General features: G+C 70.9%; 26 protein-coding genes. 15 read left to right on the top strand and 11 right to left on the bottom strand.

Translation table 11 applies throughout. The features are described 5' to 3' along the window. Nucleotides 1-144 precede the first annotated feature (144 nt). Complete coding sequence (locus ABH935_RS35495) at nucleotides 145-777, bottom strand: DsbA family protein (RefSeq protein ID WP_370382347.1); 633 nt, start codon at nucleotides 775-777, stop codon at nucleotides 145-147. Nucleotides 778-891: 114 nt separating this feature from the next. Here ABH935_RS35495 and pepN point away from each other — a divergent pair, with 114 nt between their 5' ends. Further along, nucleotides 892-3468, top strand: coding sequence for an aminopeptidase N (gene pepN, locus ABH935_RS35490; protein ID WP_370382346.1), 2577 nt, complete (start codon nucleotides 892-894; stop codon nucleotides 3466-3468). A 170-nt stretch (nucleotides 3469-3638) separates the two neighbouring features. Here pepN and ABH935_RS35485 read toward each other — a convergent pair whose 3' ends face one another. The 3 genes from ABH935_RS35485 to ABH935_RS35475 form a co-directional block, all read right to left on the bottom strand. Next, complete coding sequence (locus tag ABH935_RS35485) at nucleotides 3639-4028, bottom strand: DUF5130 family protein (protein WP_370382345.1); 390 nt, start codon at nucleotides 4026-4028, stop codon at nucleotides 3639-3641. Then, nucleotides 4015-4428: a hypothetical protein gene (locus ABH935_RS35480; RefSeq protein ID WP_370382344.1), complete on the bottom strand. Its 414-nt coding sequence runs from the start codon at nucleotides 4426-4428 to the stop codon at nucleotides 4015-4017. Before ABH935_RS35480 ends, ABH935_RS35485 begins: the two co-directional genes overlap by 14 nt. A 101-nt stretch (nucleotides 4429-4529) precedes the next feature. After that, nucleotides 4530-5072: an HNH endonuclease gene (locus tag ABH935_RS35475; RefSeq protein WP_370382343.1), complete on the bottom strand. Its 543-nt coding sequence runs from the start codon at nucleotides 5070-5072 to the stop codon at nucleotides 4530-4532. Nucleotides 5073-5335: 263 nt separating this feature from the next. On the opposite strand from ABH935_RS35475, the gene ABH935_RS35470 reads away from it, so the two are divergent. From ABH935_RS35470 to ABH935_RS35420, 11 genes are all read left to right on the top strand, one after another. After that, nucleotides 5336-7498, top strand: a complete 2163-nt coding sequence (locus ABH935_RS35470) for a prolyl oligopeptidase family protein (protein WP_370382342.1) — start codon at nucleotides 5336-5338, stop codon at nucleotides 7496-7498. A gap of 4 nt (nucleotides 7499-7502) precedes the next feature. Beyond that, a complete protein-coding gene (locus ABH935_RS35465; protein WP_370382341.1) occupies nucleotides 7503-8432 on the top strand; it encodes an LLM class F420-dependent oxidoreductase in 930 nt (309 codons plus the stop codon). Between the two features lie 164 nt (nucleotides 8433-8596). Next, on the top strand, nucleotides 8597-9526 hold the full coding sequence (locus ABH935_RS35460) for a mechanosensitive ion channel family protein (RefSeq protein ID WP_370382340.1): 930 nt from the start codon (nucleotides 8597-8599) through the stop codon (nucleotides 9524-9526). Between the two features lie 61 nt (nucleotides 9527-9587). Continuing rightward, nucleotides 9588-10442, top strand: a complete 855-nt coding sequence (locus ABH935_RS35455) for an ABC transporter ATP-binding protein (RefSeq protein ID WP_370382339.1) — start codon at nucleotides 9588-9590, stop codon at nucleotides 10440-10442. Next, nucleotides 10439-11317: an ABC transporter permease gene (locus ABH935_RS35450; RefSeq protein WP_370382338.1), complete on the top strand. Its 879-nt coding sequence runs from the start codon at nucleotides 10439-10441 to the stop codon at nucleotides 11315-11317. Before ABH935_RS35455 ends, ABH935_RS35450 begins: the two co-directional genes overlap by 4 nt. Beyond that, nucleotides 11314-12687 (top strand): sensor histidine kinase, encoded by a 1374-nt coding sequence (locus tag ABH935_RS35445; protein ID WP_370382337.1) that lies wholly within the window; start codon nucleotides 11314-11316, stop codon nucleotides 12685-12687. The genes ABH935_RS35450 and ABH935_RS35445 overlap by 4 nt, the downstream gene beginning before the upstream one ends. Next, on the top strand, nucleotides 12680-13432 hold the full coding sequence (locus ABH935_RS35440; RefSeq protein WP_370382336.1) for a response regulator: 753 nt from the start codon (nucleotides 12680-12682) through the stop codon (nucleotides 13430-13432). Before ABH935_RS35445 ends, ABH935_RS35440 begins: the two co-directional genes overlap by 8 nt. 7 nt (nucleotides 13433-13439) lie before the next feature. Further along, nucleotides 13440-13841, top strand: coding sequence for a TIGR03668 family PPOX class F420-dependent oxidoreductase (locus ABH935_RS35435; RefSeq protein WP_370382335.1), 402 nt, complete (start codon nucleotides 13440-13442; stop codon nucleotides 13839-13841). A 121-nt stretch (nucleotides 13842-13962) separates the two neighbouring features. After that, nucleotides 13963-15144: an ROK family protein gene (locus ABH935_RS35430; RefSeq protein WP_370382334.1), complete on the top strand. Its 1182-nt coding sequence runs from the start codon at nucleotides 13963-13965 to the stop codon at nucleotides 15142-15144. A 40-nt stretch (nucleotides 15145-15184) separates the two neighbouring features. After that, nucleotides 15185-16462, top strand: a complete 1278-nt coding sequence (locus ABH935_RS35425; RefSeq protein ID WP_370382333.1) for a 6-phospho-beta-glucosidase — start codon at nucleotides 15185-15187, stop codon at nucleotides 16460-16462. Further along, nucleotides 16453-17400 carry an N-acetylglucosamine kinase gene (locus tag ABH935_RS35420; protein WP_370382332.1) on the top strand — a complete coding sequence of 316 codons (948 nt, stop codon included), beginning with the start codon at nucleotides 16453-16455 and terminating at the stop codon, nucleotides 17398-17400. Before ABH935_RS35425 ends, ABH935_RS35420 begins: the two co-directional genes overlap by 10 nt. Before the next feature lie 114 nt (nucleotides 17401-17514). On the opposite strand, the gene ABH935_RS35415 is transcribed toward ABH935_RS35420, so the two are convergent. Together ABH935_RS35415 and ABH935_RS35410 are read right to left on the bottom strand one after the other, a co-directional pair. Beyond that, nucleotides 17515-17943, bottom strand: coding sequence for an OsmC family peroxiredoxin (locus ABH935_RS35415; RefSeq protein ID WP_370382331.1), 429 nt, complete (start codon nucleotides 17941-17943; stop codon nucleotides 17515-17517). Between the two features lie 74 nt (nucleotides 17944-18017). Further along, nucleotides 18018-19610, bottom strand: a complete 1593-nt coding sequence (locus ABH935_RS35410; protein ID WP_370382330.1) for a DUF2079 domain-containing protein — start codon at nucleotides 19608-19610, stop codon at nucleotides 18018-18020. Between the two features lie 83 nt (nucleotides 19611-19693). On the opposite strand from ABH935_RS35410, the gene ABH935_RS35405 reads away from it, so the two are divergent. Both ABH935_RS35405 and ABH935_RS35400 read left to right on the top strand, forming a co-directional pair. After that, nucleotides 19694-20092, top strand: coding sequence for a globin (locus ABH935_RS35405; RefSeq protein ID WP_370382329.1), 399 nt, complete (start codon nucleotides 19694-19696; stop codon nucleotides 20090-20092). Between the two features lie 44 nt (nucleotides 20093-20136). Beyond that, nucleotides 20137-20490 (top strand): DUF6204 family protein, encoded by a 354-nt coding sequence (locus ABH935_RS35400; RefSeq protein WP_370382328.1) that lies wholly within the window; start codon nucleotides 20137-20139, stop codon nucleotides 20488-20490. Between the two features lie 132 nt (nucleotides 20491-20622). Here ABH935_RS35400 and ABH935_RS35395 read toward each other — a convergent pair whose 3' ends face one another. Further along, nucleotides 20623-21117, bottom strand: a complete 495-nt coding sequence (locus ABH935_RS35395) for a MarR family winged helix-turn-helix transcriptional regulator (protein ID WP_370382327.1) — start codon at nucleotides 21115-21117, stop codon at nucleotides 20623-20625. A gap of 105 nt (nucleotides 21118-21222) precedes the next feature. On the opposite strand from ABH935_RS35395, the gene ABH935_RS35390 reads away from it, so the two are divergent. Further along, nucleotides 21223-21723 (top strand): YceI family protein, encoded by a 501-nt coding sequence (locus tag ABH935_RS35390; protein WP_370382326.1) that lies wholly within the window; start codon nucleotides 21223-21225, stop codon nucleotides 21721-21723. Between the two features lie 27 nt (nucleotides 21724-21750). On the opposite strand, the gene ABH935_RS35385 is transcribed toward ABH935_RS35390, so the two are convergent. From ABH935_RS35385 to ABH935_RS35370, 4 genes are all read right to left on the bottom strand, one after another. Then, nucleotides 21751-22422, bottom strand: a complete 672-nt coding sequence (locus ABH935_RS35385; protein ID WP_370382325.1) for a hypothetical protein — start codon at nucleotides 22420-22422, stop codon at nucleotides 21751-21753. Further along, a complete protein-coding gene (locus ABH935_RS35380) occupies nucleotides 22419-22925 on the bottom strand; it encodes an acyl-CoA thioesterase (protein ID WP_370382324.1) in 507 nt (168 codons plus the stop codon). The genes ABH935_RS35385 and ABH935_RS35380 overlap by 4 nt, the downstream gene beginning before the upstream one ends. Beyond that, nucleotides 22925-24589, bottom strand: coding sequence for an energy-dependent translational throttle protein EttA (gene ettA / locus ABH935_RS35375; RefSeq protein WP_370382323.1), 1665 nt, complete (start codon nucleotides 24587-24589; stop codon nucleotides 22925-22927). Before ettA ends, ABH935_RS35380 begins: the two co-directional genes overlap by 1 nt. 138 nt (nucleotides 24590-24727) lie before the next feature. Next, nucleotides 24728-25804: a phosphodiester glycosidase family protein gene (locus ABH935_RS35370; protein WP_370382322.1), complete on the bottom strand. Its 1077-nt coding sequence runs from the start codon at nucleotides 25802-25804 to the stop codon at nucleotides 24728-24730. Between the last annotated feature and the right edge of the window lie 505 nt (nucleotides 25805-26309).

Here is a 26309-nt window from a genome sequence, read left to right as displayed (position 1 = left end):
TGAGGTAGTCCTACAGTCCTGGCGCTTTCGGCGCTGGACGGCGGGAACCATGTAAGCGGTCCCCGCCGGTTGCGCACCTCTATGGCGCCCTCCCCATAGGCCGCCCCACGCAGGGGCTATCCAGGGCGCTACCGAGCTCTTCGCTCAGTCGAAGATCGGGTCCTGAGTCCGGGTCCGCTTGAGCTCGAAGAACCCGGGGGTGGAGGCCACCAGCAGGCAGCCGTCCCACAGCTTGCCCGCGTCCTCGCCCTTCGGCGCCGGGGTCACGACCGGGCCGAAGAAGGCCACGCCGTTCACCGCGACCACCGGGGTGCCGACGTCCTGGCCGACCAGGGTGATGCCCTCGGAGTGGGACTTGCGCAGCGCCTCGTCGTAACGGTCGGTGTCCGCGGCGTCGGCCAGGGAGGCCGGCAGGCCGACCTCCTCCAGCGCCTCGACGATCACCTCGCGGGTGTACTCGCGTCCGCCGGGGTGGTGCCGGGTGCCCAGCGCCGTGTAGAGCGGGAGCACGTACTCGTCGCCGTGCTCCTGCTGCGCGGCGACGACCACGCGGACCGGGCCCCAGCCGCGGTCCATCATCTCGCGGTAGTTCTCGGGCAGGTCGCGCTTCTCGTTGAGGACGGACAGCGACATGACGTGCCAGCGCACGTCCACCGGCCGGGACTTCTCCACTTCCAGCATCCAGCGGGAGGTCATCCAGGCCCAGGGGCACAGGGGGTCGAACCAGAAGTCGGCCACGGCGCGGGGGGCGGCCGTTTCGGGGGTAGGAGAGCTCATGTCCCATGCCAACACCATCGGACCTGCGGCTAATCCCGGCGGCGCCCACGAGGGCGATCGTGCAAGGATCGATGGCAAGTATTTCGACTCGAAGCGACAAGGAGCCGTGCAAGGGTGCCCGGTACTAATCTGACCCGCGAAGAAGCCCAGGAGCGCGCGGCGCTGCTGGAGGTCCAGTCCTACGACGTGAGTCTGGACTGGACCCGCGCCCCCGATCCGGAGGCGAAGACCTACACATCGGCCACCAAGGTGCGGTTCCGGGCGACCACCCCCGGCGCCTCGACGTTCATCGACCTGATCGCCCCGAACGTGCGGGAGATCACGCTGAACGGGCAGCCGGTCGATCCGGCCGAGGCCTTCAAGGACAGCCGCATCGCGCTGTCGAACCTGCAGACGGACAACGAGCTGCTGGTGGTCGCCGACTGCGCGTACATGAACACCGGCGAGGGCCTGCACCGGATGATCGACCCGGTGGACGGCGAGGCGTATCTGTACACGCAGTTCGAGGTGCCGGACTCGCGGCGGGTGTTCGCGGCGTTCGAACAGCCGGACCTGAAGGCCACCTTCGCGTTCACCGTGCAGGGCCCCGACTCGTGGCAGATCTTCTCGAACTCCCCCACCCCGGCGCCGGAGTCGCGCGGCGACGGCACGGCCGTGTGGGCGTTCGAGCCGACGCCGCGGATCTCCTCGTACATCACCGCGCTGGTCGGCGGGAAGTACCACGTCGCACGTTCCGAGCACACCACCCGGCGGGGCCAGAAGATCCCGCTGTCCGTCGCGGTGCGCACCTCGCTGGCCGAGTTCCTGCGCCCCGAGGAGATCTTCGAGGTCACCGGGCAGGGTTTCGACTTCTTCACCGAGAAGTTCGACCGCGACTACCCGTTCGCCAAGTACGACCAGCTCTTCGTGCCCGAGTTCAACGCCGGGGCCATGGAGAACGCCGGCTGCGTCACCTTCCGCGAGGAGATGATCTTCCGCTCGAAGGTCACCGACGCCGCCTACGAGCAGCGCGCAGAGGTCATCCTGCACGAGATGGCCCACATGTGGTTCGGCGACCTGGTCACCATGCAGTGGTGGAACGACCTGTGGCTCAACGAGTCCTTCGCCACCTTCACCTCCTTCTACGCGCAGTCCGCCGCGACCCGCTTCAAGGACGCCTGGACCACCTTCGCCAACGGCGAGAAGTCGTGGGGCTACCGCCAGGACCAGCTGCCGAGCACGCACCCGATCGTCGCGGAGATCAGCGACCTCGAAGACGTGATGGTCAACTTCGACGGCATCACCTACGCCAAGGGCGCCTCGGTCCTGAAGCAGCTGGTGGCCTGGGTCGGCGACGACCACTTCTTCGAGGGCGTGCGCTCCTACTTCAACCGCCACCAGTGGGGCAACACCACGCTCGCGGACCTGCTCGGCGCGCTGGAGGAGACCTCCGGCCGCGACCTGAAGGAGTGGGCGAAGGCCTGGCTGGAGACCGCCGGGCCGAACACCCTGCGGCCGGTCTACGAGGTCGACGCCGCCGGTAACTTCACCTCGTTCACGGTGGAGCAGGAGGGCTTCTCCGAGCAGTTCCCGACACTCCGGCCGCACCGCCTGGCCATCGGCCTGTACAACCTGGTGGACGGCGCCCTGGAGCGCACCGACCGGGTCGAGCTGGACGTCACCGGCGCCCGCACCGAGGTCGCCGACCTGATCGGCAAGGCCCGCCCGGCGCTGGTCCTGCTCAACGACGACGACCTCACCTACGCCAAGATCCGCCTGGACGAGCACTCGATGGCGACCCTGGTGCGGCACGTCGGCGACTTCGCCGAGTCGCTGCCGCGCACCCTGTGCTGGGGCGCCGCGTGGGACATGCTCCGCAACGCCGAGCTGGCCGCCCGCGACTACCTCAAGCTGGTCCTCGGCGGCATCGGCCGGGAGTCCGACATCGGCGTGGCGCAGCTGCTGCAGCGGCAGGCCAAGTCCTCGGTCGAGCTGTTCGCCGACCCGGCCTGGCGCCCGACCGGCCAGGCCCTGCTCGCCGACGCCTCCTGGGAGCACCTGAAGGCCTCCGAGGCCGGCTCGGACTTCCAGCTCGCCTGGGCCCGCTCCTTCGCCGGCACCGCGGTGACCGACGAGCAGCTGGCCTACGTCGCCGGCCTGCTGGACGGCTCGCAGACGCTGCCGGGCCTGACCGTCGACACCGAGCTGCGCTGGACGCTGCTGATGGCGCTGGTGGTCGGCGGCAAGGCGGACGCCCCGGAGATCGAGGCCGAGCTGGAGCGGGACAAGACCGCTGCCGGCGAGCGCTACGCGCTGCAGGCCCGCGCCGGGCGCCCGACCGCCGAGGCCAAGGCCGAGGCGTGGGCCTCGGTGGTGGACGGAGACACGCTGGCCAACCACACGGTCGCCTCGGTGATCGGCGGCTTCCAGTCGGTGCCCGCGGACAAGCGCGAGGAGCTGCTCAAGCCGTACGTCGCGAAGTACTTCGCCTCGGTCGAGGGCGCCTGGGACTCGCGCACTCACGAGATCGCCACGCAGATCGCGACCGGCCTGTACCCGACCTTCGTGATCGAGCAGGCCACGCTGGACGCCACGCAGGCGTTCCTGGACACCGCGCAGCCGGTGCCGGCGCTGCGGCGGCTGATCGTGGAGGCCGCGGACACCATCGGGCGCTGCCTGAAGGCTCAGGAGAAGGACCGCTCGGCGGCCTGAATCCGGTGAGCCGGCCCGGGAGACCCCGGAGACACGAAGCGGCCCGGGCGGGGAGACCCGCCCGGGCCGCTTTCTGATGTACCTGACGTACCTGACTTCCAAGCTGCCAGATGCTCGCGGACGAGCGCCGACGCAGCCGCGTGGGGCTGCTTACCGCTGCCTACAGCCGCTTACGGCTGGTCGGCGTGCAGCACCGGAGCCTTCTGCGCGTGCTCCATCAGCGACCCCAGGCCGTTGACAAGGCCGCCGGCGAGGTCGCCGAGCGCGAAGGTGGAGGCCATGGCGGCCGCGGCCAGGCCGGCGGCGCGGTCGTCGACCCGGCGCTTGGCGTCCACGCCGGTCACGATCTGCAGTTGGTTGCGGCGCGGGTCGACGACGACCAGCACGGCGTCGTCAGCGTCGGGCAGCTGCCGGTGCAGCCGGACCGCCTGGGCGCGCAGGTCGCCCTCGACGGAGCCGACGTAGACCGAGAACGTCAGGCCGGTCTGCTGCTCGGCGGTGGCGATCGCCTTGGCGATGTCCTGCTCCTGGCCGGCGGTGAAAGCGTCACCAGCGGGCACTGGCGCCTCCTTCGGTCAGGGCCTCGGAGTAGGCCACGAGTTCCTTCAGCGAGGTGCCGGTCAGCGCGCGCTCGGCGGAGTCGCCGTGCTCGTCGCGCGGGCCGCCGAACCAGACCGGCGCCGCCCACCAGCTCAGCTGGTGCGGCCGGTAGCGGCTGCCACGGGCGATCGACGGGGCCATCACCAGCAGCGCGATCACGCAGAAGATCGCAGCCGGGATGCCGATGTAGACGAGGATGGTGGCGACGGCGGACATGCCCGGGCCGGGGTCGTCGCCCGCGTCCCTGTGCAGGGCGAACGCCGGGGACGCCAGCAGCAGGGGGACCGCCGCCAGCGAGCCGAGGGTCGCCGTACGCAACGCCCGGCGCGTCCGCGCTTCGGGGGTGGTCGGTGGTTTCACGTCTCCACGGTATCTGACGTGGTCTCACGCCCGAAAAGCAGGGGCCGCCCCCGGCGAACCCGGGAGCGGCTCCTGCGCGGTGTGCGCTATAGAGATTCAGGTCAGGCGGCCGCGAACGCGCCCTCCAGCCCTGACCCTTTAGCCTCACCGCCATACGCCTCAAGGTAAGGCGACCAGCGCGGGTCCTGTCTTCCTGAGGACAGGATCCGCCAAGCCGAACCGGCCGGCTGGGCCGGGGGCTTGCGCATGCGCCACCCCAGGTCCGGCAAAGGACGGTCCGCCTTCACGTGGTTGCAGCGCCGGCAGGCCGAGACGACGTTGTCCCAGGCGTGCTGTCCGCCGCGCGAGCGCGGGATCACATGGTCGATGCTGGTCGCGGGCGCGTCGCAGTAGACGCACCGGCCACCGTCGCGAGCGAAGATCGCCCGCCGCGTGAGCGGCACCGCCCGGCGGTTCGGGACCCTGATGTAGCGGGTCAGACGGATCACCGAGGGTGCGGGCATCGACCAGGTGGCCGCGTGGAGCAGGTCGCCGGATCCCTCAAGGGTGACGGCCTTGTCGCTGAGGATCAGAACCACTGCGCGGCGTTGGCTCACGACGCATAACGGCTCATATGAAGCGTTCAAAAGAAGTGCGTGCGGCACTGGTGCCTCCTGACCGAGTCCGACGCGTGGCTCGCGCCGGAGCTAACGTTTCCGCCCCGCTTCCAACGCACCCCTCGGTGCGGCTGATGCCTCAGCAGGCGCATCATCGCACGTCGGAGCGCGTGTCCACGGATCGGCTCACGGGTAGATCCAGTCTGTCCGCTGTTGTGGTTCCCGCGCTACCAGATTTCACGCACATCTTCAAAATCATGTGTCACGAGTGGGTTAACACAGATCGACCACAAGACATAGTCTTCTGAGGCATGTCGTCCTTTGTTTACCCGCAGGCTGAGCGCGTCGCCGCGGTGGACCACCTGCACGGTCGTGACGTCCCCGACCCTTACCGCTGGCTGGAGGACCCCGAGGACTCCAGGACCGTCGCGTGGAGCGCGGCGCAGGACACGCTGTTCGCCGAAGCGCGGCAGGGCTGGACCGCCACCCCGGCGTTCGCCGAGCGGCTGACCGCGCTGATGGGCACCGGGGACGTCTCGGCGCCCTTCTGGTGCGGCGAGCGGCGCTTCCTGACCCGGCGGCTGCCCGGCCAGGAGCACGCGGTGCTGCTCGTGGTCGACGCCGACGGCACCGAGCGGGTGCTGGTCGACCCGGCGGCGTTGGACCCGTCCGGCACCACGACGCTGGACGGTTGGCAGCCGTCGAAGGAGGGCGACCGCCTGGCCTACCTGATCTCGGAGGCCGGGACCGAGGAGTCGGTCCTTTACGTGATCGACGTGGTCACCCTTGAACGGCTCGACGGCCCGATCACCCGGGCCCGCTATACAGAAGTGGGCTGGCTGCCCGGCGGCGAGGCGTACTACTACGTCCGCAAGCCGCACCCCGACACGGTTCCCGAAGGCGACGAGCAGTACCACCGGCGCGTCAAGCTGCACAAGGTCGGGACCGACCCGGACGCGGACGATATCGAGATCTTCGGCGAGGGCCAGCCCAAGACCAACTACTACAGTGCTTCGGTCACCCGGGACGGCCGGTGGCTGACCGTGGACATGCACGCCGGCACGGCCCCGCGCAACGACCTCTACGTCGCCGACCTGACCACGAGCTCCCCCGAGCGCCCCGCGCTGGTCCCGGTGCAGGTCGGGCTGGACAACCTGACCGCGGTCGCGATCTGCGAGGCCGACTCCCCGCTGGCCGGCAGCGCGCTGATCTGGACCGACCGGGAGGCACCGCGCGGCCGGATCTGCGTGGCCCCGGCCGGCGACCTCGTGTATGAGAACTGGCGCGAGCTGATCCCAGAGGACCCCGAGGCAGTCCTGGACTCCTACACGCTGCTGGACGGCCCGGAGCTGGAGCGGCCGCTGCTGGTCGTGGCGCGCACCCGGCACGCGGTCGGCGAGTTGGCGCTGCACGACGCCCGCACCGGCGAGAAGGTCGGCGAGATCCCTCTGCCCGGCCTGGGCACGCTGTCCGGGCTCGGCACCCGGACCGATGGCGCCCACGAGATCTGGTTCGCCTACACCGACTTCACCACCCCGACTCAGATCCGCCACTTCGACGCCCGCACCGGCCGGACCACGCTGTGGGAGGGGACGCCGGGCGAGGTGGAGATCCCCGAGGTCCGCACCCGGCAAGTCACGTACACGGCCAAGGACGGCACCGCGGTGCGGATGTTCGTCATCGACGGCGGCGAGCGCGAGCCCGGCAGCGACGCGGACAGCGGCCCTGACACCGCCGGCCCCAAGCCGACCATCCTCTACGGCTACGGCGGCTTCAACGTCCCACAGACTCCGGCCTACAGCGCACGGATCCTGGCCTGGGTGCAGGCCGGCGGCACGTATGCCGTCGCGAACCTGCGCGGCGGCTCGGAGGAGGGCGAGGAGTGGCACCGCGCCGGGATGATGGAGAACAAGCAGAACGTCTTCGACGACTTCCACGCCGCCGGCGACTGGCTGGTCGAGAACGGCGTCACGACCCGCGACCAGCTCGGTATCTTCGGCGGTTCCAACGGCGGGCTGCTGGTCGGCGCGGCGCTCACCCAGCACCCTGAGAAGTACGCCGCAGTGGTCTGCTGGGCGCCGCTCCTGGACATGATCCGCTATGAGCGGTTCGGGCTCGGCGTCACGTGGAACGAGGAGTACGGCACGGTCGAGGACCCCGAACAGTTCGGCTGGCTGATCGCCTACTCGCCGTACCACCACGTGCACGAGGGCACGGCCTACCCCGCCACGCTGTTCCCGGTCTTCGACAGCGACAGCCGCGTCGACCCGCTGCACGCGCGCAAGCTGGCCGCCGCGCTCCAGCACGCCACCTCGGCCCCGATCGCGGACCGGCCGGTACTGCTGCGCCGCGAGTCCGAGGCCGGACACGCGGGCCGCAGCGTGTCCAAGGTCGTGGGCGTCTACGCCGACATGTGGGCCTTCCTCGCCGCCCAGCTGGGACTGGAAGTCACGGGGGCGGGCGTGGAAGTCTGACCGTATGGATCTTCGAGTACTCACCGAGCCGCAGCAGGGTGCCGCCTACGACACCCTGCTGCGGGTCGCGCGCGCCGCCGAGGACCTGGGCTTCGGCGGCTTCTTCCGGTCCGACCACTACCGGGCCGGCGGCGCGGCCGACGGTCTGCCGGGGCCCACCGACTGCTGGACCACGCTGGCCGGGTTGGCGCGCGAGACGAAGCGGATCCGTCTGGGCTCCCTGGTGACGCCGGTGACGTTCCGCCTCCCGGGGCCGTTGGCGATCCAGGTCGCGCAGGTGGACCAGATGTCCGGCGGCCGGATCGAGCTGGGGCTGGGCACCGGCTGGGACGCCGCCGAGCACGCCGCGTACGGGATCCCGTTCCCGGACCGCCGGTTCGACCTGCTTGAGGAGCAGCTGCGGATAGTCACCGGTCTGTGGCGGACGCCGCTCGGCGAGGCGTACTCGTTCAAGGGCGAGCACTACGAACTCACCGACTCCCCCGCGCTCCCCAAGCCGACGCAGTACCCGCATCCGCCGATCATCGTGGGCGGCCGCGGGCCGAAGCGGACGCCGCGGCTGGCCGCTGTGTACGCGTCCGAGTACAACTCGAACTTCCGGCCGTCCGACCAGGTGGCGGACAGTTATGTCCGCGTGCGGGAGGCCTGTGAGGAGATCGGGCGCGATCCCGGCACCCTGACGCTGTCCGTGACGCTGGTCGTGGCCTGCGGACGGACCGCCGCGGAGATCGAGCGGCGGGCCGACGCGATCAGCCGGAAGGCCGCGGCGAACCAGGTCGTGCTGCGGCTGACGCCGGCACAGCTCGTCGAAAAACTTGGCGAATATCACGCCGCCGGCGCGCGCCGCGTCTACCTGCGCACCTTCGACCTCGACGACCTGGATCACCTCGCGCTGATAGCGAACGACGTACTTCCGCTCATACGCATCCTCTAATGTGGCGATGTTTTCGTACGTCATCTCCATGACCCCGTGAGGCCCCGAACCACGTGTCCGTCGCAGTTTCCCCTCTCGCCGCAGCGCACAAGGCCGCGACGCCCGGATCGCCCGGCGATCCGCCGCCCGGCCCGACCGACTCGATGACAACGAAGGTGGTGCATGTGAGCAACTGGTTCAGCGACCACTCGGGAGTGATCGTCTCCGACACGATCGCGATCGTGTCGATCATCGTCGTCTCGCTGATCATCCGGAAGGTCACCCTGACCTTCATCAAGCGGGCCGTGGACAAGGCCGCGATGCGCGCCGAGTCCAAGCCGGGCCGCTTCCTGGAGTCCGGGCTGCTGATGGGCGCCGAGCGCCGGATGCAGCGCACCCGGGCGCTGGGCGGCGTGCTCGGCAGCATCGCCAGCGTCACCATCATGATCATCGCGGCGCTGATGATCATTCAGCAGCTGCGCATCTCCACCGGGCCGATCCTGGCCTCGGTCGGCGGCCTGTCGGTGGCGATCGGCTTCGGCGCCCGGGACGTGGTCACCGACCTGCTCGCCGGGATATTCATGATCATGGAGGACCAGTACGGGGTCGGCGACTTCATCGACGCCGGCGACGCCAGGGGCACCGTGGAGGAGGTCGGGCTGCGGGTCACGCAGCTGCGCGACATCGACGGCGTGGTCTGGTACGTGCGCAACGGCACGATCAAGCGGATCGGCAACCAGTCGCAGGGGCACGCGCGCGCCATCGTGGACGTGCCGGTCTCCTACACCGAGGCCCCCTCCCGGGTCCGCGACATCATGGTCGAGACCGCGCACCAGCTGTTCGAGGACCCGATGTGGAAGGACAGCTTCCTGTCCGAGGCGCCGACCGTGGCGGGCATCGAGTCCATCGAGGGCGACCACATGATGATGCGCGTCAGCATGCGCACCGCTCCGCGCGCCAGCTCCGAGGTGGCGCGGGAGCTGCGTTCGCGGCTGCTCGTCGCCTTCGACGAGGCCGGGGTGAAGGTCGGCCTCACCGCCGCGAGCGGGACCAACGGCGCCGAGGAAGCGCTTCCGGTCGTGCCGCAACCCCTGAAGAGTCCATCGAACGGTTGACCCCCGGGTTCAACCGGTAGCACCTCGTGCCGTGCCCGCCTGCGGGGCCACCGTAGGAGGCATGACCACAGCACTGCGCGTCAGGGGACTGCGCAAGAACTACGGGGACGCCGCGGCGCTCGCCGGCGTCGATCTGGACGTCGCCGTCGGCGAGGTCTTCGCGCTGCTGGGACCGAACGGCGCGGGCAAGAGCACCGCCGTGGAGATCCTGGAGGGGTTGCGGGGGCGCGACGCGGGCGAGGTGTCGGTGCTGGGCGTGGACCCGGCCCGGGCGGACCACCGGTGGCAGGCCCGGATCGGGGTCGTGCTGCAGGAGGCCAAGGACTTCACGACGCTGCGGGTCGGGGAGGCCGTGCGGCAGTTCGGCGCCTACTACCCGGCCCCGCGCGACGCCGCCGAGGTGATCGCGGCCGTGGGGCTCACCGAGCAGACCCGGACCCTCACCTCGCGGCTCTCCGGGGGCCAGCGGCGGCGGCTGGACGTGGCGCTCGGCATCGTCGGCGGTCCGGAGCTGCTGTTCCTGGACGAGCCGACGACCGGCTTCGACCCGGCCGCGCGGCGGCAGTTCTGGGAGCTCATCCGCTCGCTGCGCACCGCCGGGACCACCATCCTGCTCACCACGCACTACCTGGACGAGGCCGAGGCGCTGGCCGACCGGGTCGGCGTGCTGGCCGAGGGCCGGCTGGTCGAGGTGAACGCGCCGGAGCGGCTCGGCGGCCGGGACCGGGCCGCCGCGATCGTGTCCTGGGAGGAGGACGGCCGCCGCTGCGAGGAGCACACCACGGAACCGACGCGGTTCGTCGCGGAGCTCTCGACGCTGTTCCGGGGCGAGATCCCGGGGCTGTCAGTCGTGCGGCCGTCGCTGGAGGACATCTATCTGGGGCTGATCGGGGCAGACGAGGAGAGTGCGCGATGAGCGCGATGGCGGGGCAGTCGGTCGAGACGGTGGGGGCCGCGGCCGGGACGACCGAGGCCGTGGAACGACAACGCGCCACGCTGAGCGAGATCTGGCGGATCGGCCGGGTCCGGATGGCCGTCGAGGTGCTGCAGCTGACCCGCAACACCGGGCTGCTGATCTACACCTTCGCGCTCCCGGTGGTGATGCTGCTGCTGTTCGGCTCGATCTTCCGGGGCCGGATCGAGGGGACGTCGGCGACCTACCAGCAGGTCTACGCGACCGGGATGATCGGCATGTGCGTCATCAACGGCGCGCTGCAGAACCTGGCGTTCCAAGTCGCCACCGAGCGCCACACCAAGGCGCTGAAGCGGCTGCGGACCACGCCGATGCCCGCCGCCTCGTACTTCCTGGGCAAGGTGGCTTCGGTGCTCGCCGCGACGATCGCGCAGGTCACCGTGATGCTGCTGGTCGGGGTGACGGTGATGGGGCTGAAGCTGCCCGCCTCGCCGGGCCCGTGGCTCACCTTCGCCTGGGTGTTGGTGCTCGGCTGCACGGCGTGCAGCCTGCTCGGGATCGGGCTGAGCGGCCTGATCCGGTCGGAGAACGGCTCGGCGATCGTGTGGCTGCCGATCATGGTGCTGCAGTTCGTCTCGGGGGTGTTCATCCTGTTCTCGCAGCTGCCCAAGCCGGTCCAGGAGATCGGCGCGATGTTCCCGATCAAGTGGCTGTGCCAGGGGATGCGGTCGGTGTTCCTGCCGGACTCGTTCAAGGCCGTCGAGGCCGCGGGGTCCTGGGAGCACGAGCGGCTCGCCCTGGTGCTGGCGGCCTGGTGTGTGATCGGCTTGGTGCTGTGCCTGAAGACGTTCAGCTGGCGGGGGAGGGACGACGGGTGACCGAGCGCGCGGGGACGGCGACAGGGCCCGACGGCCCGGTCGCCGTCCCGGTGTCCGCGCAGGCGGGTGTCCCGGCGGCGGCGAGCCAGATCGGCGTCGGGGCCGACGGTGGCGCCGACGCGGGGCCGGCTGACCGCTCCGAGTGCTCCGACCGCTCCGGCCGCTCCGGGGCCGAGACCAGCCCGACGGTGGCCGAGGACAGCCGCGAGTCCTTCCGCTCGTGGACGCGCATCGCCCGGCTGTGGGCCGTGGCCTGGCACTTCGCACTGCTGGTCAGCGTGGTGCTGGTGTTCACCGGCAAGCAGCCGCTGTGGCTGCTGGTCCTGGTGGCCGCGATGTCGGCCTCGTACCTCCTGCTGGAATACCCCTGGCTGCTCGACCGGGCCCCCCGCCAGACGGTCTTCTACCACCTGGCCGTCGTCTCCGTGCTCTCCTTCGTCCTGACCTGGGTCGATCCCAGCCTGACCTTCCTGGCGAGCATCGTCCTGTCCCAGTTCTCGCCGCTGACCGGGTTCCGGGTCCGGGGCCTGGCGACCATGGCCGGCGCGGCGGCGGTGCTGACCCTGCCGATCCTGCTCCGGGGCGGCGTGAGCTGGGGCGGCCTGGCCGGCTGGGTCCTTACCGCCGGGTCGGCGCTGCTGATCAACCTGTTCATCGGCGGCTTCTTCGTGGAGATGCTGAACGACAACGACCGGCGCGGCGCGCTGATCCGCGAGCTGGAGGACACCCGCGAGGAACTGGAGCGGGCCCACCACGAAGCCGGAGTGCGCGAGGAGCGCGAGCGGCTGGCCCGCGAGATCCACGACACCCTGGCGCAGGGGTTCACCAGCCTGCTGATGCTGATCCAGGCCGCCGACGCCACGCTGGACACCGATCCGGCCACCACCCGCGAGCGCCTGGACCTGGCCGCCCGGACCGCGCGCGAGAACCTGGCCGAGGCCAGGGCCCTGATCTGGCACACCGAAGGACGTGGCGACCCGACCGCCGGGCTGCCGCTGGACGCGACGTTGCAGCGGGCGGCGGCGCGGATCGGCGAGGAGTTGGGGGTGGCCACCTCGGTCGACATCGGCGGGAGCCCGCGCACGCTGACCGCGAACGTCCAGGTGGTGACGCTGCGGATCGCGCAGGAGGCGCTGGCGAACGTCCGCAAGCACGCGCGGGCCGCGACGGTGACGGTCTGGCTGACCTACGGCGCCGAGCGGCTGACACTGGCCGTGGAGGACGACGGGGCCGGCATGCCCGAGACCCCGGGCAAAGGCTTCGGACTGCGCTCGATGCGCGAGCGCGTCGAGCAGGTCGGCGGAACCCTGACGATCGCCAGCGCGCCCGGCGCCGGGACCCGAGTGGAGGCGGAGGTGCCTTATGAGTGACGGCGCGCGTGCGGGGGCTGCGGGAGCTGCGGGGCAGGCCGCAACAGGATCAGCCGGGTCGGCGGCAGGCCCGGCCAGAGCACGGACCTCAGCCGGCCTTGAGTCCCCCCTCGGCTCCGCTCCCCCGAATCTCCGGGTCCTGATCGTCGACGACCACCCGGTGGTCCGCGCCGGCCTGACCGGCATGCTGGCCGCCGAACCGGACCTGGACGTGGTCGCGGAGGCCGCCGACGGGGCCGAGGCCGTGCGCCTGGCGCTGGAGCTGGTGCCCGACGTGGTCCTGATGGACCTGCGGATGGCCGGCATGGACGGCGTCGAGGCCACGGCCCGGCTGGCCGCCGCGGCCCCGGCCGTCAAAGTGCTGATCCTGACCACCTACGACACCGACGCCGACATCGTCCGGGCCGTCGAGGCCGGCGCGACCGGCTACCTGCTCAAGGACACCCCGCGCGCGGACCTGGCCGAGGCGGTGCGGCTGGCCGCCCGCGGCGAGACGGTCCTGGCCCCGGCGGTGGCCGCCAAGCTGGTCAGCCGCATGCGCCAACCCGCCGCGCAGCCGCTGACCCCGCGCGAGCGCGAGGTGCTGGCGCTGGTCGCGCGCGGGATGGCGAACGCCGAGATCGGGCGCGAGCTGTTCATCAGCGAGGCGACGGTGAAGACCCACCTGGTCCGGGTGTTCGGCAAGCTCGGCGTGGACGACCGAACCGCCGCGGTGACGAAGGCGATGGCCCAGGGCCTGCTCTGATGGGGGCATGACCCCTGAGGAAGCCCGCACTGTTTTCCTGCGGCAACCGCACGCGATCCTGGCCACCGCGGACGCCTCAGGCGTCCCTCATCTGGTCCCGGTAGTGTTCGCCGAGATCGACGGCGGCTTGGCGCTGGTGGTGGACCACAAGCCCAAGCGCAGCACGGATCTGAAGCGGTTGCGGAACATCGCGGCGAACCCGCACGTCTCCTTATTGACGGAGTACTACGACGCCGACTGGGACGCCTTGTGGTGGGCCCGCGCGGACGGCACCGCAAGCGTCAGCCCGCTGACGCCCGACGTGCTCGCCGCGTTCCAGCGGAAGTACGCGCAGTACCGCGCGACGCCGCCGCAGGGGCCGGCGGTCGCGGTGGCCGTCGCGAGGTGGTCGGGGTGGTCGGCGGCCTGATCGGCCCCGCCGGGGAAAGACTCTTGACGAGTGTGAGCAGGACCGCTAACCTGCCTTTTCGTTAGTAAACTTTCCTAATAGATGCCCACCGGCACCGGGAAGCGGGGAGGAGAATGCCGCCGTGGCCAATCCTGACACCACCCCCGGCACCCCCCGCCTGTTGCGGTCCATCAACGACCGGTCGGCCCTGGAGCTGCTCCTGGAGCACGGACCGCTCACCCGCACCCGGATCGGCGCGCTGACCGGACTGTCCAAGCCCACCGCCAGCCAGCTCGTCGACCGGCTGCTGACCGCCGACCTGATCGTCCCGGCCGGCACCGCCGCCGGCGGCCCCGGACCCAGCGCGCAGCTGTACGCCGTGAATCCGAGCGCCGGCCACGCCGGCGGGGTCGACGTCACCCACACCCGGGTCACCGCCGCCGTCGCCGACCTGGCCGGCGAGGTGGTCGGCGAGTTCGAGGTGCCGGTGGTCGGGCGCAGCGCGGCCGGCAGCGTGGAGCGCGTGCGCGACGCCCTGCACGGCGCCGCCGAGGCCGCCGGGGTCGCCCCGGAGGCGGTGCGGCATGTGGTGATCGGCGTCCCGGGCGCCCCGCACCCGCAGACCGGGCAGCTCGGCTTCGCCCGCGACCTGCCGGGCTGGCACGGCGGCAATCTGAGCCGGCTGCGCGAACTGCTGGGGGTGCGGGTCGAGGTGGAGAACGACGTCAACCTCGCCGCCATCGCCGAGCAGCACCTGGGCCAGGCCCGCGGCGCCGACGACTTCGTGGTGTTCTGGATGGGCAACGGCATCGGGCTGGCGATCGTGCAGGACGGCCGGTTCGTGCGCGGCGCGACCGGCGGCGCGGGCGAGATCGGCTACATGCCGGTCGCCCTGGATCCGCAGGACCCGCTGGCCCGCTCGGCCAAACCGGTGAAGAACACCTTCCAGAACATCGCCGGCCGCCCGGCCGTCCTGCAGCTGGCCCGCGAGCAGGGCATCCGCGTGGACGACCACGCCGAGGCCGTCCGGCGCGCGGTGGAGACCGGCAACACGGCGATGCTGACCACCCTGGCCCAGCGCACCGCGCGCGGGCTGGCCCCGGTCCTGGCCGTCCTGGACCCCTCGCTCGTGGTCCTGTCCGGCGGCACCCTGCGCGCCGGCGGCGACCTCCTCAAAGACCTGATCACGCACGAGCTGCACGCGGTGGCGGTCCCCCGCCCGACGCTCGCGGTGTCCACCGTGGAGGGCAACCCGGTCCTGGCCGGAGCCATCCACGCGGCGCTGCGGACGGTACGCGAAGACCTCTTCAACCGCGGGGTGTAGCCGCGCGTATGGACGCCATGGACCGGGACAGGAGCCTGACATGAAACTCGCCGTCGTAGGCGGAGGATCGACGTACACGCCGGAGCTGGTGGACGGCTTCGCGCGGCTGCGCGACACCCTGCCGCTCACCGAACTCGCCCTGATAGACCCGGCCGCGGACCGGGTGGAGCTGATCGGCGGGCTGGCCCGCCGGATCTTCGCCAAGCAGGGGCATCCGGGCGCGGTCACCACACATTCTGGGCTTGACGGGCTGGAGTCCGGCGTCGAGGGCGCGGACGCGGTGCTGATCCAGCTGCGGGTCGGCGGGCAGACCATCCGGAACGTCGACGAGACCTTCCCGCTGGAGTTCTGCTGCGTCGGCCAGGAGACCACCGGGGCCGGCGGCTTCGCCAAGGCGCTGCGGACCGTGCCGGTGGTGCTGGACATCGCCGAGCGCGTCCGGCGAATAGCCCCGCAGGCCTGGATCATCGACTTCACCAACCCGGTGGGCATCGTCACCCGCGCGCTGCTGGACGCCGGGCACCGCGCGGTCGGGCTGTGCAACGTGGCCATCGGCTTCCAGCGCCGCGCCGCCGCGCACCTGGGGGTGGAGCCGTCGCGGATCAAGCTGGACCACGTCGGTCTCAACCACCTGACATGGGAGCGCGGGTTCTACCTGGACGGCACGGACTTCCTGCCGAAGTACCTCGACGAGGCGCTGGACGAGGTCGCGCACGACATCGAGCTGCCGGCCGAGCTGATCAGCCGGCTCGCCGCGATCCCCTCCTACTACCTGCGCTACTTCTACGCCCACGACATCGTGGTCAAGGAGCAGATCGACCAGGTGGCCAAGGGCGAGAACCGGGCCAAGGCGGTCGCGGCGGTGGAGGCCGAGCTGCTGGCGCAGTACGCCGACCCGACGCTGGACACCAAGCCGGAGGCGCTGAGCAAGCGCGGCGGCGCTTTCTACTCCGAGGCGGCCGTCGAGCTGCTCGCCTCGCTGCACGGCGACCTCGGCGAAGAACTGGTCGTCAACGTCCGCAACGCCGGCACCTTCCCGTTCCTCGCCGACGACGCGGTGATCGAGGTCCCCGCGATCGTCGACGCCTCCGGGGTCCGCCCGGCACCGCTGCGCGCGCCGATCGAGCCCTTGTACCGCGGCCTGATCGGACACGTTTCCGCCTACGAGGAGCTGGCCGTGGAGGCCGCGATCAAGGGCGGCGTGGACCGGGTCCGCACCGCGATGCTCGCGCACCCGCTGATCGGCCAGGCCGACCTGGCGGACAAGCTGGCCGACTCGCTGGTCGCCAAGAACCGCGATTTCCTGCCGTGGGCGTGACCGGGGCGGCCGTCCTGGCGATCGACGGCGGGAACAGCAAGACCGAGGTGGCGCTGGCGACGGCGGACGGCACGGTCCTGGCCTGCGTCCAGGTCGGCGGCTTCACGCCGCACCTGGACGGCATGGCCGGGGCGGTGTCGGTGGCCGGACAGGGCGTGGCGCTGATCCGCGCCGAGCTCGGGCTGCCGGCCGACCAGCCGGTGGCCGAGCTGCTGGCCGCCTACGTCGCCGGGGCGGACTTCCCGGTCGAGGTCGAGGCGCTGACCGCGGAGTTCGCCGGGCGTGGCTGGGCCGAGCGCACCGTCGTCGACAACGACTCGTTCGCGCTGATGCGCTCGGGGACGTCGCGGCCCTGGGGTGTGGCCGTGGTCTGCGGGGCCGGCATGAACTGCGTCGGCATCGCCCCGGACGGCCGACACGCGCGGTTCCCGGCGATCGGCACGGTCTCCGGGGACTGGGGCGGCGGCCCGGGCATCGGCGAGACCGCGCACTGGTACGCGGTGCGCGCCGAGGACGGCCGCGGGGCGCCGACGGTGCTGCGCAAGGCGGTGGCCGAGTACTTCGGCTGCGCCTCGATGGCCGAGCTGGTGGAGGCGATCCACTTCGGCCGGATCGCCGACGACCGGTTCGGCGAGCTGGCGCCGCTGGTGTTCGAGGTCGCCGGGCTCGGCGACGAGGTGGCGCTGTCGATCGTGGAGCGGCTGGCCGACGAGGTCTGCGCGCTGGCGTTCGCCGCGATGGGTCGGCTGGACCTGATGGACTCCGAGGCCGAGGTGGTGCTCGGCGGCGGGGTGCTGCGGGCCCGGCAGCCGCTGCTGACGGCCGGCATCGACCGGCGGTTCGCCGAGCGGGCGCCGCGCGCGGTGCTCACCGTGGCGGAAGAGCGGCCGATCCACGGCGCGGTGCTGCTGGGGCTCGACGAGCTGGCCCGGCGGTAGATGTACGGGCCCCGGCACGCCGGGGTTCGTCTCCTGAGATGACTTGGGCCCCTGTCATAGCGACAGGGGCCCAAGTCATTGTTCGTTCTCTGTACCGCTCGCCAACCGATCGGCTCAGACGAGAGCGGCGTCCAGCGTGATCGACGGAACGCCGGCCAGCGCCTTGGACACCGGGCAGTTCGCCTTGGCGTTCTCGGCGGCGGCCTGGAAGTCCTCGGCGCTCAGGCCGGGCACGGAGGCGCGGACCACGAGGCGGATGGCGGTGATGCCCTCGCCGGGCTGGAAGTCGACCTCGGCGTGCGTGTCGACCTTCTCCGGCGGGGTGCCGGCCCCGGCCAGGCCGTGCGACAGCGCCATCGAGTAGCAGGTGGCGTGCGCGGCCGCGATGAGTTCCTCGGGGCTGGTCTGGTCCGCCGCCTCGGTGGCGCGCGACGCCCAGGTGACGTCGAAGGTGCCACTGTGCGACGAGGCCAGCGTGACGTTGCCCTTGCCGTCGAGGAGGCTGCCCTCCCAGTGCGTGTCGGCCTTGCGCGTAGTCGCCATGGGTGTCCCTACCTTCTTCCTTGCAACAGTCGAAAGCTCCTGACGCGATCCTCTCACGCGGTCGTCGGGTGTGCTCAGCCGATCCGTTTGAACACGTAAACGTTGTTCACACTGTCGGCGAACACCTCTTCGTAGTCGTAACTCGGATGCCGGGTGCGGACGAATTCCAGCGGGGAGGACTGCCCGTACCAGCCTGTGCGATCCAGGTCGAAGGCCTCGTATTCGGGCGGATCGATGATGTTCGGGTTGCCGATCCACTGCGTCTGCGTGCGGGCCGCAAGCGCGGGCAGCATCTCGATGGTGGTCTCCACGGTGACTCCCGAGGGGACCTTCGCTTCGGCGCGCTTTATGGCCTGGGCACGTGCGCTGGGGAACCAGGTCTGGTGGTGCAGCAGGTCCTGGAGCGGGAAGGACTGCGTCAGCGCCGCGGCCATCGCGAGCATGGCGACGGCGCCGTGCCTGAGTTGGGCGTCGCCCAGGGAGCGGAGCCAGGTCTGCGGCCGCTCTCGCTCTTGCTCGCGGGACTCCTTCATCAGGACCAGGCCGTGTACCGCGGCGGCGAAGACCACGACCATCGGCACGACGCTGTAGTGGAAGTCCGTGCCCCAGTAGGACGGCATGACGTTCACGAAGCGGGCCACCAGTGCCGGGACCGCGAGCAGGACCAGCGGGGAGCGGAGCGCGATGAAGGCGACCGGGACGAGCGTCATGAAGATTGTGCGCTCTTTGTCGCCGATGCCGTTCATGAACTGTTGGGGCACGCAGGTGAGGAGCTTGCCGACGCCGGCATGGACTGTGGGGTCCAGGCAGCCGCCCTCGTTCCAGTACTCGTAGACGCCCTTGGGGTTGAAGTGCGGTATGACGACTTTCACCAGGAAGGAGGTCGTCAGGACCCCCAGCGCGACACCCGAGACGAGGGTCGCTCCCTGGGTGACCCGGCGGCCGCTGAAGCGGGTGCGGGCCACGACCAAGGCGATGATGATCGGGACCAACAGCGCGAGGTCTTCTTTGACGAACAGCAGCGGGAGCGCCCACAGGATGGTCTTGCGGTACTCGCCGCGGATGTAGGCACAGAGGCTGAACGCTATAGGGGGGACCGCGAAGGCCACCTCGTGGAAGTCGAAGTTCGCGGCCTGGACGACGCCCCAGGACAGTCCGTAGGCGATCCCTATGGCGTATCCCTGGTGGCGGCCCACGAGGTCGATGGCGGTCCTGGTGAGCGGGACGGCGGCCACGGCGAGGAGGAAGGACTGCCCCACGAGGAGGGTGATCGGCGTCGGGAAGACGCGGAAGAACGGGCCCAGGAGCATCAGGATCGGGTGCCAGTGGTCGCCGAGGAGGTTCATGTCCTGGCCTCGGATGCCGACCATGGGCGCCTGGAAGTGCGCGTAGCCGCGGACCGCTTCCGTGAAGATGCCGAGATCCCAGGACATGGATTCGCGGCGTTCGTAGCGGAGGATGGAGATCAGCGCATAGAGGGTGAAGGCGCCGGTTGCTATGAGCCAGGGCGCGAAGCGCGCGATCTTGGTCTGCGGCTCCTCTAGCTGCGTCTCTGGATGCTCCTCGGCTTGCGTTTCGAGGGGCTCTACAGAGAGATCTCCGAGGTCCTGCAACGTCTCTTCACGGGACGTCTGTATCGGGAAATCCGCGCGATCAATCCCTCGCATTTGCTTGACGAACCCCGTATCCAGCGCTTTTGACTCCCCCGGCATGTATGAAGCATAGAACCCGGCCCCTGAGCGGTGGGACAATGGGGCCCGTGAGTGATCGCGAAGAACCCGTCACGTTCTACGAGGCGGTCGGCGGCGCGCCGACCTTCCGGAAGCTGGTAGCGCGCTTCTACGAGGGCGTGGCGACCGACCCCCTGCTGCGGCCGATGTACCCGGAGGAGGACCTCGGACCTGCTGAGGAACGCCTGCGCATGTTCCTGGAGCAGTACTGGGGCGGGCCGACCACGTACTCCGACCAACGCGGGCATCCGCGCCTGCGCATGCGCCACTTCCCGTTCAAGGTCGACCCCGCGGCGCGCGACGCGTGGCTGGTCCACATGCGGGTGGCGGTGGACGAGCTCGAACTGCCGCCGCTGTACGCGGCGGAGCTGTGGGACTACCTGGTGCGCGCCGCGCACAGCATGGTCAACGCCGAGTAGAAATCCACTCGTGGCGCCGGTCGGGGCGGGTTATCGTCGGCGCCATGAGCGAACGCACCTTCCGGGTCATGGTCCGTGGCTCCTTCGACGCCCTGACCGACGACCAGCGCGCGGCGCTGCTGGCCGAGGCGGCGGAGCACGACGTGCTGAACGCGGCGTTCACCGCGGAGGGGCGGCTGACGTACGACCTGGCGATGCGGCCGTTCTTCACGTTCCGGTACCTGGAGCACGGCGAGCGCGAGGAGGACATCGTCGCGGCCGGCGAGCGGGCGCAGGCGAAGGCCGAGCAGTGGCTCGCCGAGCGGGGGTACGGGTACAAGCGGCTGAAGGTCAGCGCGGAGGACATGGCGCTGATGCCTTTGGCAAAGCGGCAGCGGAAGGCTCGGGCGGCGGGGTAGGGCGCGAGTTGCACTTCCAAGTCGCCTCCGGCAACGGTACGCCCGAGAACCCAGCGAGTCGGCGGCACGCCAGGGGCGTCACCGTCTGACCGAGCGCCCGGCCGAGTAGTCGGCTCCGCCGGCCAGCCCGCGTCAGCACTCCCCGCCGCCGCCCGGATCAAGCCCGGCCACCGCCGCCACCAGCCCCGCGAACCCGTCCTCCCCCATCGGCCCGACCGCGCGCTCGCGCAGCGCCCCGAGGAAGGTGCGGATCGCCTCGCTCGCGACCGCCATCCCGTGCTCGGTCAGCGTCACCAGGATCACCCGGCGGTCGGCCGCCGAGGGCCCGCGCTCGATCATCCCGGCCTCGGCGAGCCGGTCGGCGACCTTCGTCGTGCCGGCCGTCGAGAAGCCCAGGACCGCCGAGAGCTGGCTCATCTTCGCCGTGCGCTCCGGGCTGCCGACCAGGTACCAGAGCGCCTGAAACGCCGAGGGCGACACTCCCGTGCTGGCCTCGACGTCGTCGAGTAGGCGCCCGTTCAGCCGCCGGAACGCCCCCTGAAGCTGGTTCCACTGCCGCAGCAGCGCCAGGTCAGCCATCGAGGGGCAGGCCCCGTCCCCGTCGCTGTGCCCATCAGTCCCGCTCACGTTGACCAGGATAGGCCACCGAGCTACTATCTCGCCAGCTAGCTAATTGCTGGCGAGAAGATTACGAGCTACCTATCCGCCCACCGACCCCACCGGGAGCCCGCCATGAGCGAGAAATGGACCCTCGACCCCTCCGGACACGAAGTGGTCGTCCGGCACAAGACGTTCTGGGGCCTGGCCACGGTCCGCGGCGTGTTCAAGACCGTCCGCGCCGAAGGCGTGCTGAACGAGGACGGCACCGGCACGGGCACCGTCACCGTCGACTCCGGCTCCCTCGGCACCCGCCTGGGCAAGCGCGATACCCACCTGCACTCGAAGGACTTCTTCGACGCCGAGCGCCACCCGACGTTCCAGTTCGTCGCCGACCGGATCGGCCCGGTCACCCCGGACAGCAGCGAGGTGCAGGTCGAGGGGACGCTGACGCTCCGTGACACCGTCAAGCCCTTGAAGTTCATCGCCCACGCCGACCGGCACGGCGACTCCGTCACGCTGACCGCGACCATCCCCTACGTCCGTGCGGACTTCGGGATGACGTGGAACCAGCTCGGGATGATCGCCGCCAAGGGCGAGATAGGCGTGAAGCTGCGGTTCACGCGACAGAGCTGAGCAGGCCGGCGAGCCTGGACCAGACCCTCAGGCCAGCAGACCGGACCCGGTCCGCACCACGACCGTCCCGAACGGCGCGTCCAGCCGCAGCCACCGCCCGGCCGTGCGCACCACCGCCGACGCGGACTGCGCCTGCCCGAGGAAAGCCATCGCCCGGGCGGCGTGCGCGGCCCGCACCGGCAGCCCGAACGTCAGCGGCTGATCCCAGATCTCCGCGGCGATGCTGTCGACGGCCGCCCGGGTCCGCCGCTGATCCGGAATCGCCTCGGCCCGCACCTTGAAATCGGCGATGCCGGCCAGCGCGGCGGTCTCGACCTCCGCGACCGGCAGCTCGCCGACCGTCTGCCAGCCGGCGCGCGGCGGCAGGAAGCCGGTCCACGCGGTCGCCCCGGCCAGCGGACGCGGCAGGGCTAGTGAACCGTCGTCGGCTATGGCGTGGAGCAGGTCCCCGGCCGAGACGGTGACGTCCACATCCGCAGCGAGGTCCGGCTCGGCCGCGGGCTCGCCGGGGCCCAGGGCCACCGTGCGCAGCGTCAGCACGTCGAACGGCGGCCGTCCGTACACCCCGATCGCCGAACCCGACGCCACCACCCGCACCGCCGCGGCCTTGTCGAACCGCAGCAGCCGGGTCAGGTATCCGCCGAGGTCGGCGGCCTCATCCGCGCCTGCCAGCAGCAGCGCCGACGCCTGAGTGTTCACGCCTGCTCCGGGGTGTAGTACTCGGCGAGATAGTCCTTCTCGACCTGCGACAGCCGCCGCAGGTGGTTCCCGGCGATGTCGAACGGCACCAGCACCGAACTGGCGGTCGCGTAGACGCCCTCGTCGTCGCAGACCTCGTAGGCCACGGTGAACCTGGCCGCGCGGATGCCGGTCACCCAGACCTCGACCCGCACCGGCTCCGGGCGGTAGACCAGCGGGCGCCGGTATTCGATCTCGTGCTTTGCCACGACCGTGCCGAACGTCTCGAAGCCCTTCACCCCGGCCTCGGAGGCGCGGCGGAACATCCAGTCCACCCGCGCCTCCTCCAGGTACCGGAGGTAGACCACGTTGTTCACGTGCTGGTAGGCGTCCATGTCGGACCACCGCAGCGGGCACAGGTAGACGTGCCGCTTCCCCGGCCCCCGGTGCTCGGGAGCCGGGCCCGCGCCCGGGCGCGGGGAAGCGGTGTCGGTCGTCGTGCTCGTCTCGGCGGTGCCGGTCATCAGTCGCGCGTCAGCTTCCGGTAGGTGGCACGGTGCGGGCGCAGCGACTCCGGGCCGAGGCGCTCGGCCTTGTTCTTCTCGTAGCCCTCGAAGTTGCCCTCGTACCAGAACCACTTCGAGTCGCCCTCCCACGCCAGGATGTGCGTGGCGACCCGGTCCAGGAACCAGCGGTCGTGGGAGATGACCACGGCGCAGCCGGGGAAGTCCAGCAGCGCGTTCTCCAGCGAGGTCAGCGTCTCCACGTCCAGGTCGTTGGTCGGCTCGTCGAGCAGCAGCAGGTTGCCGCCCTGCTTGAGCGTCAGCGCCAGATTCAGCCGGTTGCGCTCGCCGCCGGACAGCACGCCGGCCGGCTTCTGCTGGTCCGGGCCCTTGAAGCCGAACGCCGAGACGTAGGCCCGCGAGGGCATCTCGACCTGGCCGACCTTGATGTAGTCCAGGCCGTCGGAGACGACCTCCCACAAGCTCTTCTTCGGGTCGATGCCGGCCCGGTTCTGGTCGACGTAGGAGATCGAGACGGTCTCGCCGATCTTGACCGACCCGCCGTCCGCCTGCTCCATGCCGACCATGGTCTTGAACAGCGTGGTCTTGCCGGCGCCGTTCGGGCCGACGACGCCGACGATGCCGTTGCGCGGCAGCGTGAAGGACAGGTCGTCGATCAGGACCCGGTCGTCGAAGCCCTTGACCAGGTCGTTGACCTCGATCACGACGCTGCCCAGACGCGGGCCCGGCGGGATCTGGATCTCCTCGAAGTCGAGCTTGCGGATCTTGTCCGCCTCGGCGGCCATCTCCTCGTACCGAGCCAGTCGCGCCTTGCTCTTGACCTGGCGCGCCTTGGCGTTGGAGCGGACCCACTCCAGCTCTTCCTTCAGGCGCTTCTGCCGCTTGGCGTCCTTCTGCCCCTCGACCCGCATACGCGAGGCCTTGGTCTCCAGGTACGTCGAGTAGTTGCCCTCGTAGGGGTAGGCGCGGCCGCGGTCGAGCTCCAGGATCCACTGGGCGACGTTGTCCAGGAAGTACCGGTCGTGGGTGACGGCGACCACGGTCCCGGCGTACTTCTCCAGGTGCTGCTCCAGCCAGTTCACCGACTCGGCGTCGAGGTGGTTGGTGGGCTCGTCGAGCAGCAGCAGGTCGGGCGCCTCCAGCAGCAGCTTGCACAGCGCCACGCGGCGCTTCTCGCCACCGGAGAGGATCTTGACGTCGGCGTCGCCGGGCGGGCAGCGCAGGGCGTCCATCGCCTGCTCGATCTGCGAGTCCAGCTCCCAGGCGTTGCGGTGGTCGAGCTCGTCCTGCAGCTTGCCCATCTCCGCGAGCAGCTCGTCGGAGTAGTCGGTGGCCATCTGCTCGGCGATCTCGTTGAACCGCTTGAGCAGGTCCAGGGTCTCCTTGACGGCCTCCTGGACGTTCTCCAGGACGTTCTTGGTCTCGTCCAGCGGAGGTTCCTGCAGCAGGATCCCGACGGAGGCGCCGGGGGCGAGGTTGGCGTCGCCGTTCGACGCCGTCTCCAGCCCGGCCATGATCTTCAGCACGGTGGACTTACCCGCACCGTTCGGACCGACGACGCCGATCTTCGCGCCAGGAAGGAACGACAGGGTCACGTCGTCGAGGATGACCTTGTCGCCGTGGGCCTTACGCGCCTTGCGCAGGGTGTAAATGTACTCCGCCATAACCTAGAGCTTAGTTGCCGCGGGGTAATGGTTATGACGCCGTCACTCGGAAGGCAGGGATGTGACCGGGGTCACGCCGGCTGTTTTCCTCTTCGCAGCATGCTGATTCCCCCGCCTTACCTCTTCGGTAGCGGCGCTTCAGCAGGCCAGCGGTGCAACGAGCGTGTCGCCGCCCGGTCGCGAACGCGGCGCCCCGGACGCATCCACGCACCCGCCCTGCGCGCCGGTGGCGCGAGCGTAGACCGCGACGAAATCGCGCGCCGAGTGGCTGAAGTACCGCTCGGCGGGGCGCGGATAGTCGCCCCACTTGAAGGGGCGCGGATCGCCGGGGTTGGCGGAGGCGTCGTAGGCCATGAACGAGGGCCAGCTGATGTTGATGTCGAGCTCCATCGCCCGCACCGCCCCGGCCTGCTGCAACGCGGTGGCAAGCGAGCGCGGCGACATCGTCGGACCGAGCGCGAAGACGACGTCCCCGTCAGCGGTGACCCCGACCCCGGACCGGCGGACATAGGTGGCGCCGCCGTCAGTGACGCCCCAGGTGAAGAGCGAGTCGATGTCGCCGGCGATCCGGCCGCCGTCGATCATCAACTGCCGCTGCTGCCGCACCCCGACGACGTCGGAGTCGAGCTTGACGTCGCGACCCCACACCCCGACGGTGAAGGAGCCATCACGCCGGAACACCTCGGCCGCGACACCGGGAACAAGCGGACCGTACTGCTTCCCGTCGAGGTAGAAGCCGCCCTGCGAGTCCCCCATGAGGAAGCCGCCATTCCAGGTGGCGATGAGCCCATCCCGCCGACCGCGCGGCAGCATGTCGGGCTGCGACCAGCTCCCGCCGGGCTGCGCATAGCCGGGATGCAGTTCGAAGCGCGCGGCCGACTCCTTGATCCACGCGATCGCCACCGGCGCCGAGGTCCCCGCGGCGTGCAGGAGCGTGCCCTGCACCACGGGCTCGCCGCGCGAGTCGGTGGCGAGGACGCGCCACTGGCCCTCGCTCGGGAAGGCGCGAGACGCGGGCGCGACGAGCGGGGCCTGCAGCGGGTAGGTGTGCGGGGCCGGCGCTGCTGCTGCGGGCGCCGGGGTGCCCGCGCCGGACTTCGCACCGTGCCGCGACGCCGCCGACGCAGCGAGCGGCTGCCCGGACGCGGAACTCGACGAATAGTGCGCCCACACGGCACCAGTCACCGCCGCGGCCACGGCGGCACCGACCGCCACTGCTGGTATCCATCGCGCTTGAGTGCGCTTCATGTCGCCCACTGCGGTGTTTTGCCCTGGGCGCCGCGCGGGCAGACGACGCCGAATGGCTGATGTGGTGCGGTGTGGTGCGGGCGGTGAGGCACGAGCAGCGCGGTGCGGGCGGCGCGGTGCGTCGGTGCGGGCGGTGAGACGCGGCGCGGCCGGTGCGGGCCGTGCGGCACGAGCCGTGCGACGCGGACACGGACGGCGCGGCGCGGCGCGGGCACAGCAGGGCAAGAGCCGGTGCTGCGCGGGCAGGCCCCGCCGCAGCGCAACGCGGGCGCGGTACGGGCACGATGCACTGCGGCGGGGACGTCAATCAGCGGCACATCAGTGGGGAGGGCTGCGAAGGCGGCCCGGCGCGCGACACGTCGGCCAATGCGAGCTGCGCGGCTCGGCGGCTCGGCGGCTCGGCGGCTCGGCGGCTCGGCGGCTCGGCGGCTCGGCGGCTCGGCGGCTCGGCGGCTCGGCGGCTCGGCGGCTC

The sequence above is a fragment of the Catenulispora sp. GAS73 genome (assembly GCF_041262085.1).
Taxonomy (GTDB): domain Bacteria; phylum Actinomycetota; class Actinomycetes; order Streptomycetales; family Catenulisporaceae; genus Catenulispora.
Note: the sequence above shows the minus strand (reverse complement) of the source record. Positions and strands in the feature narration are given on the sequence as shown.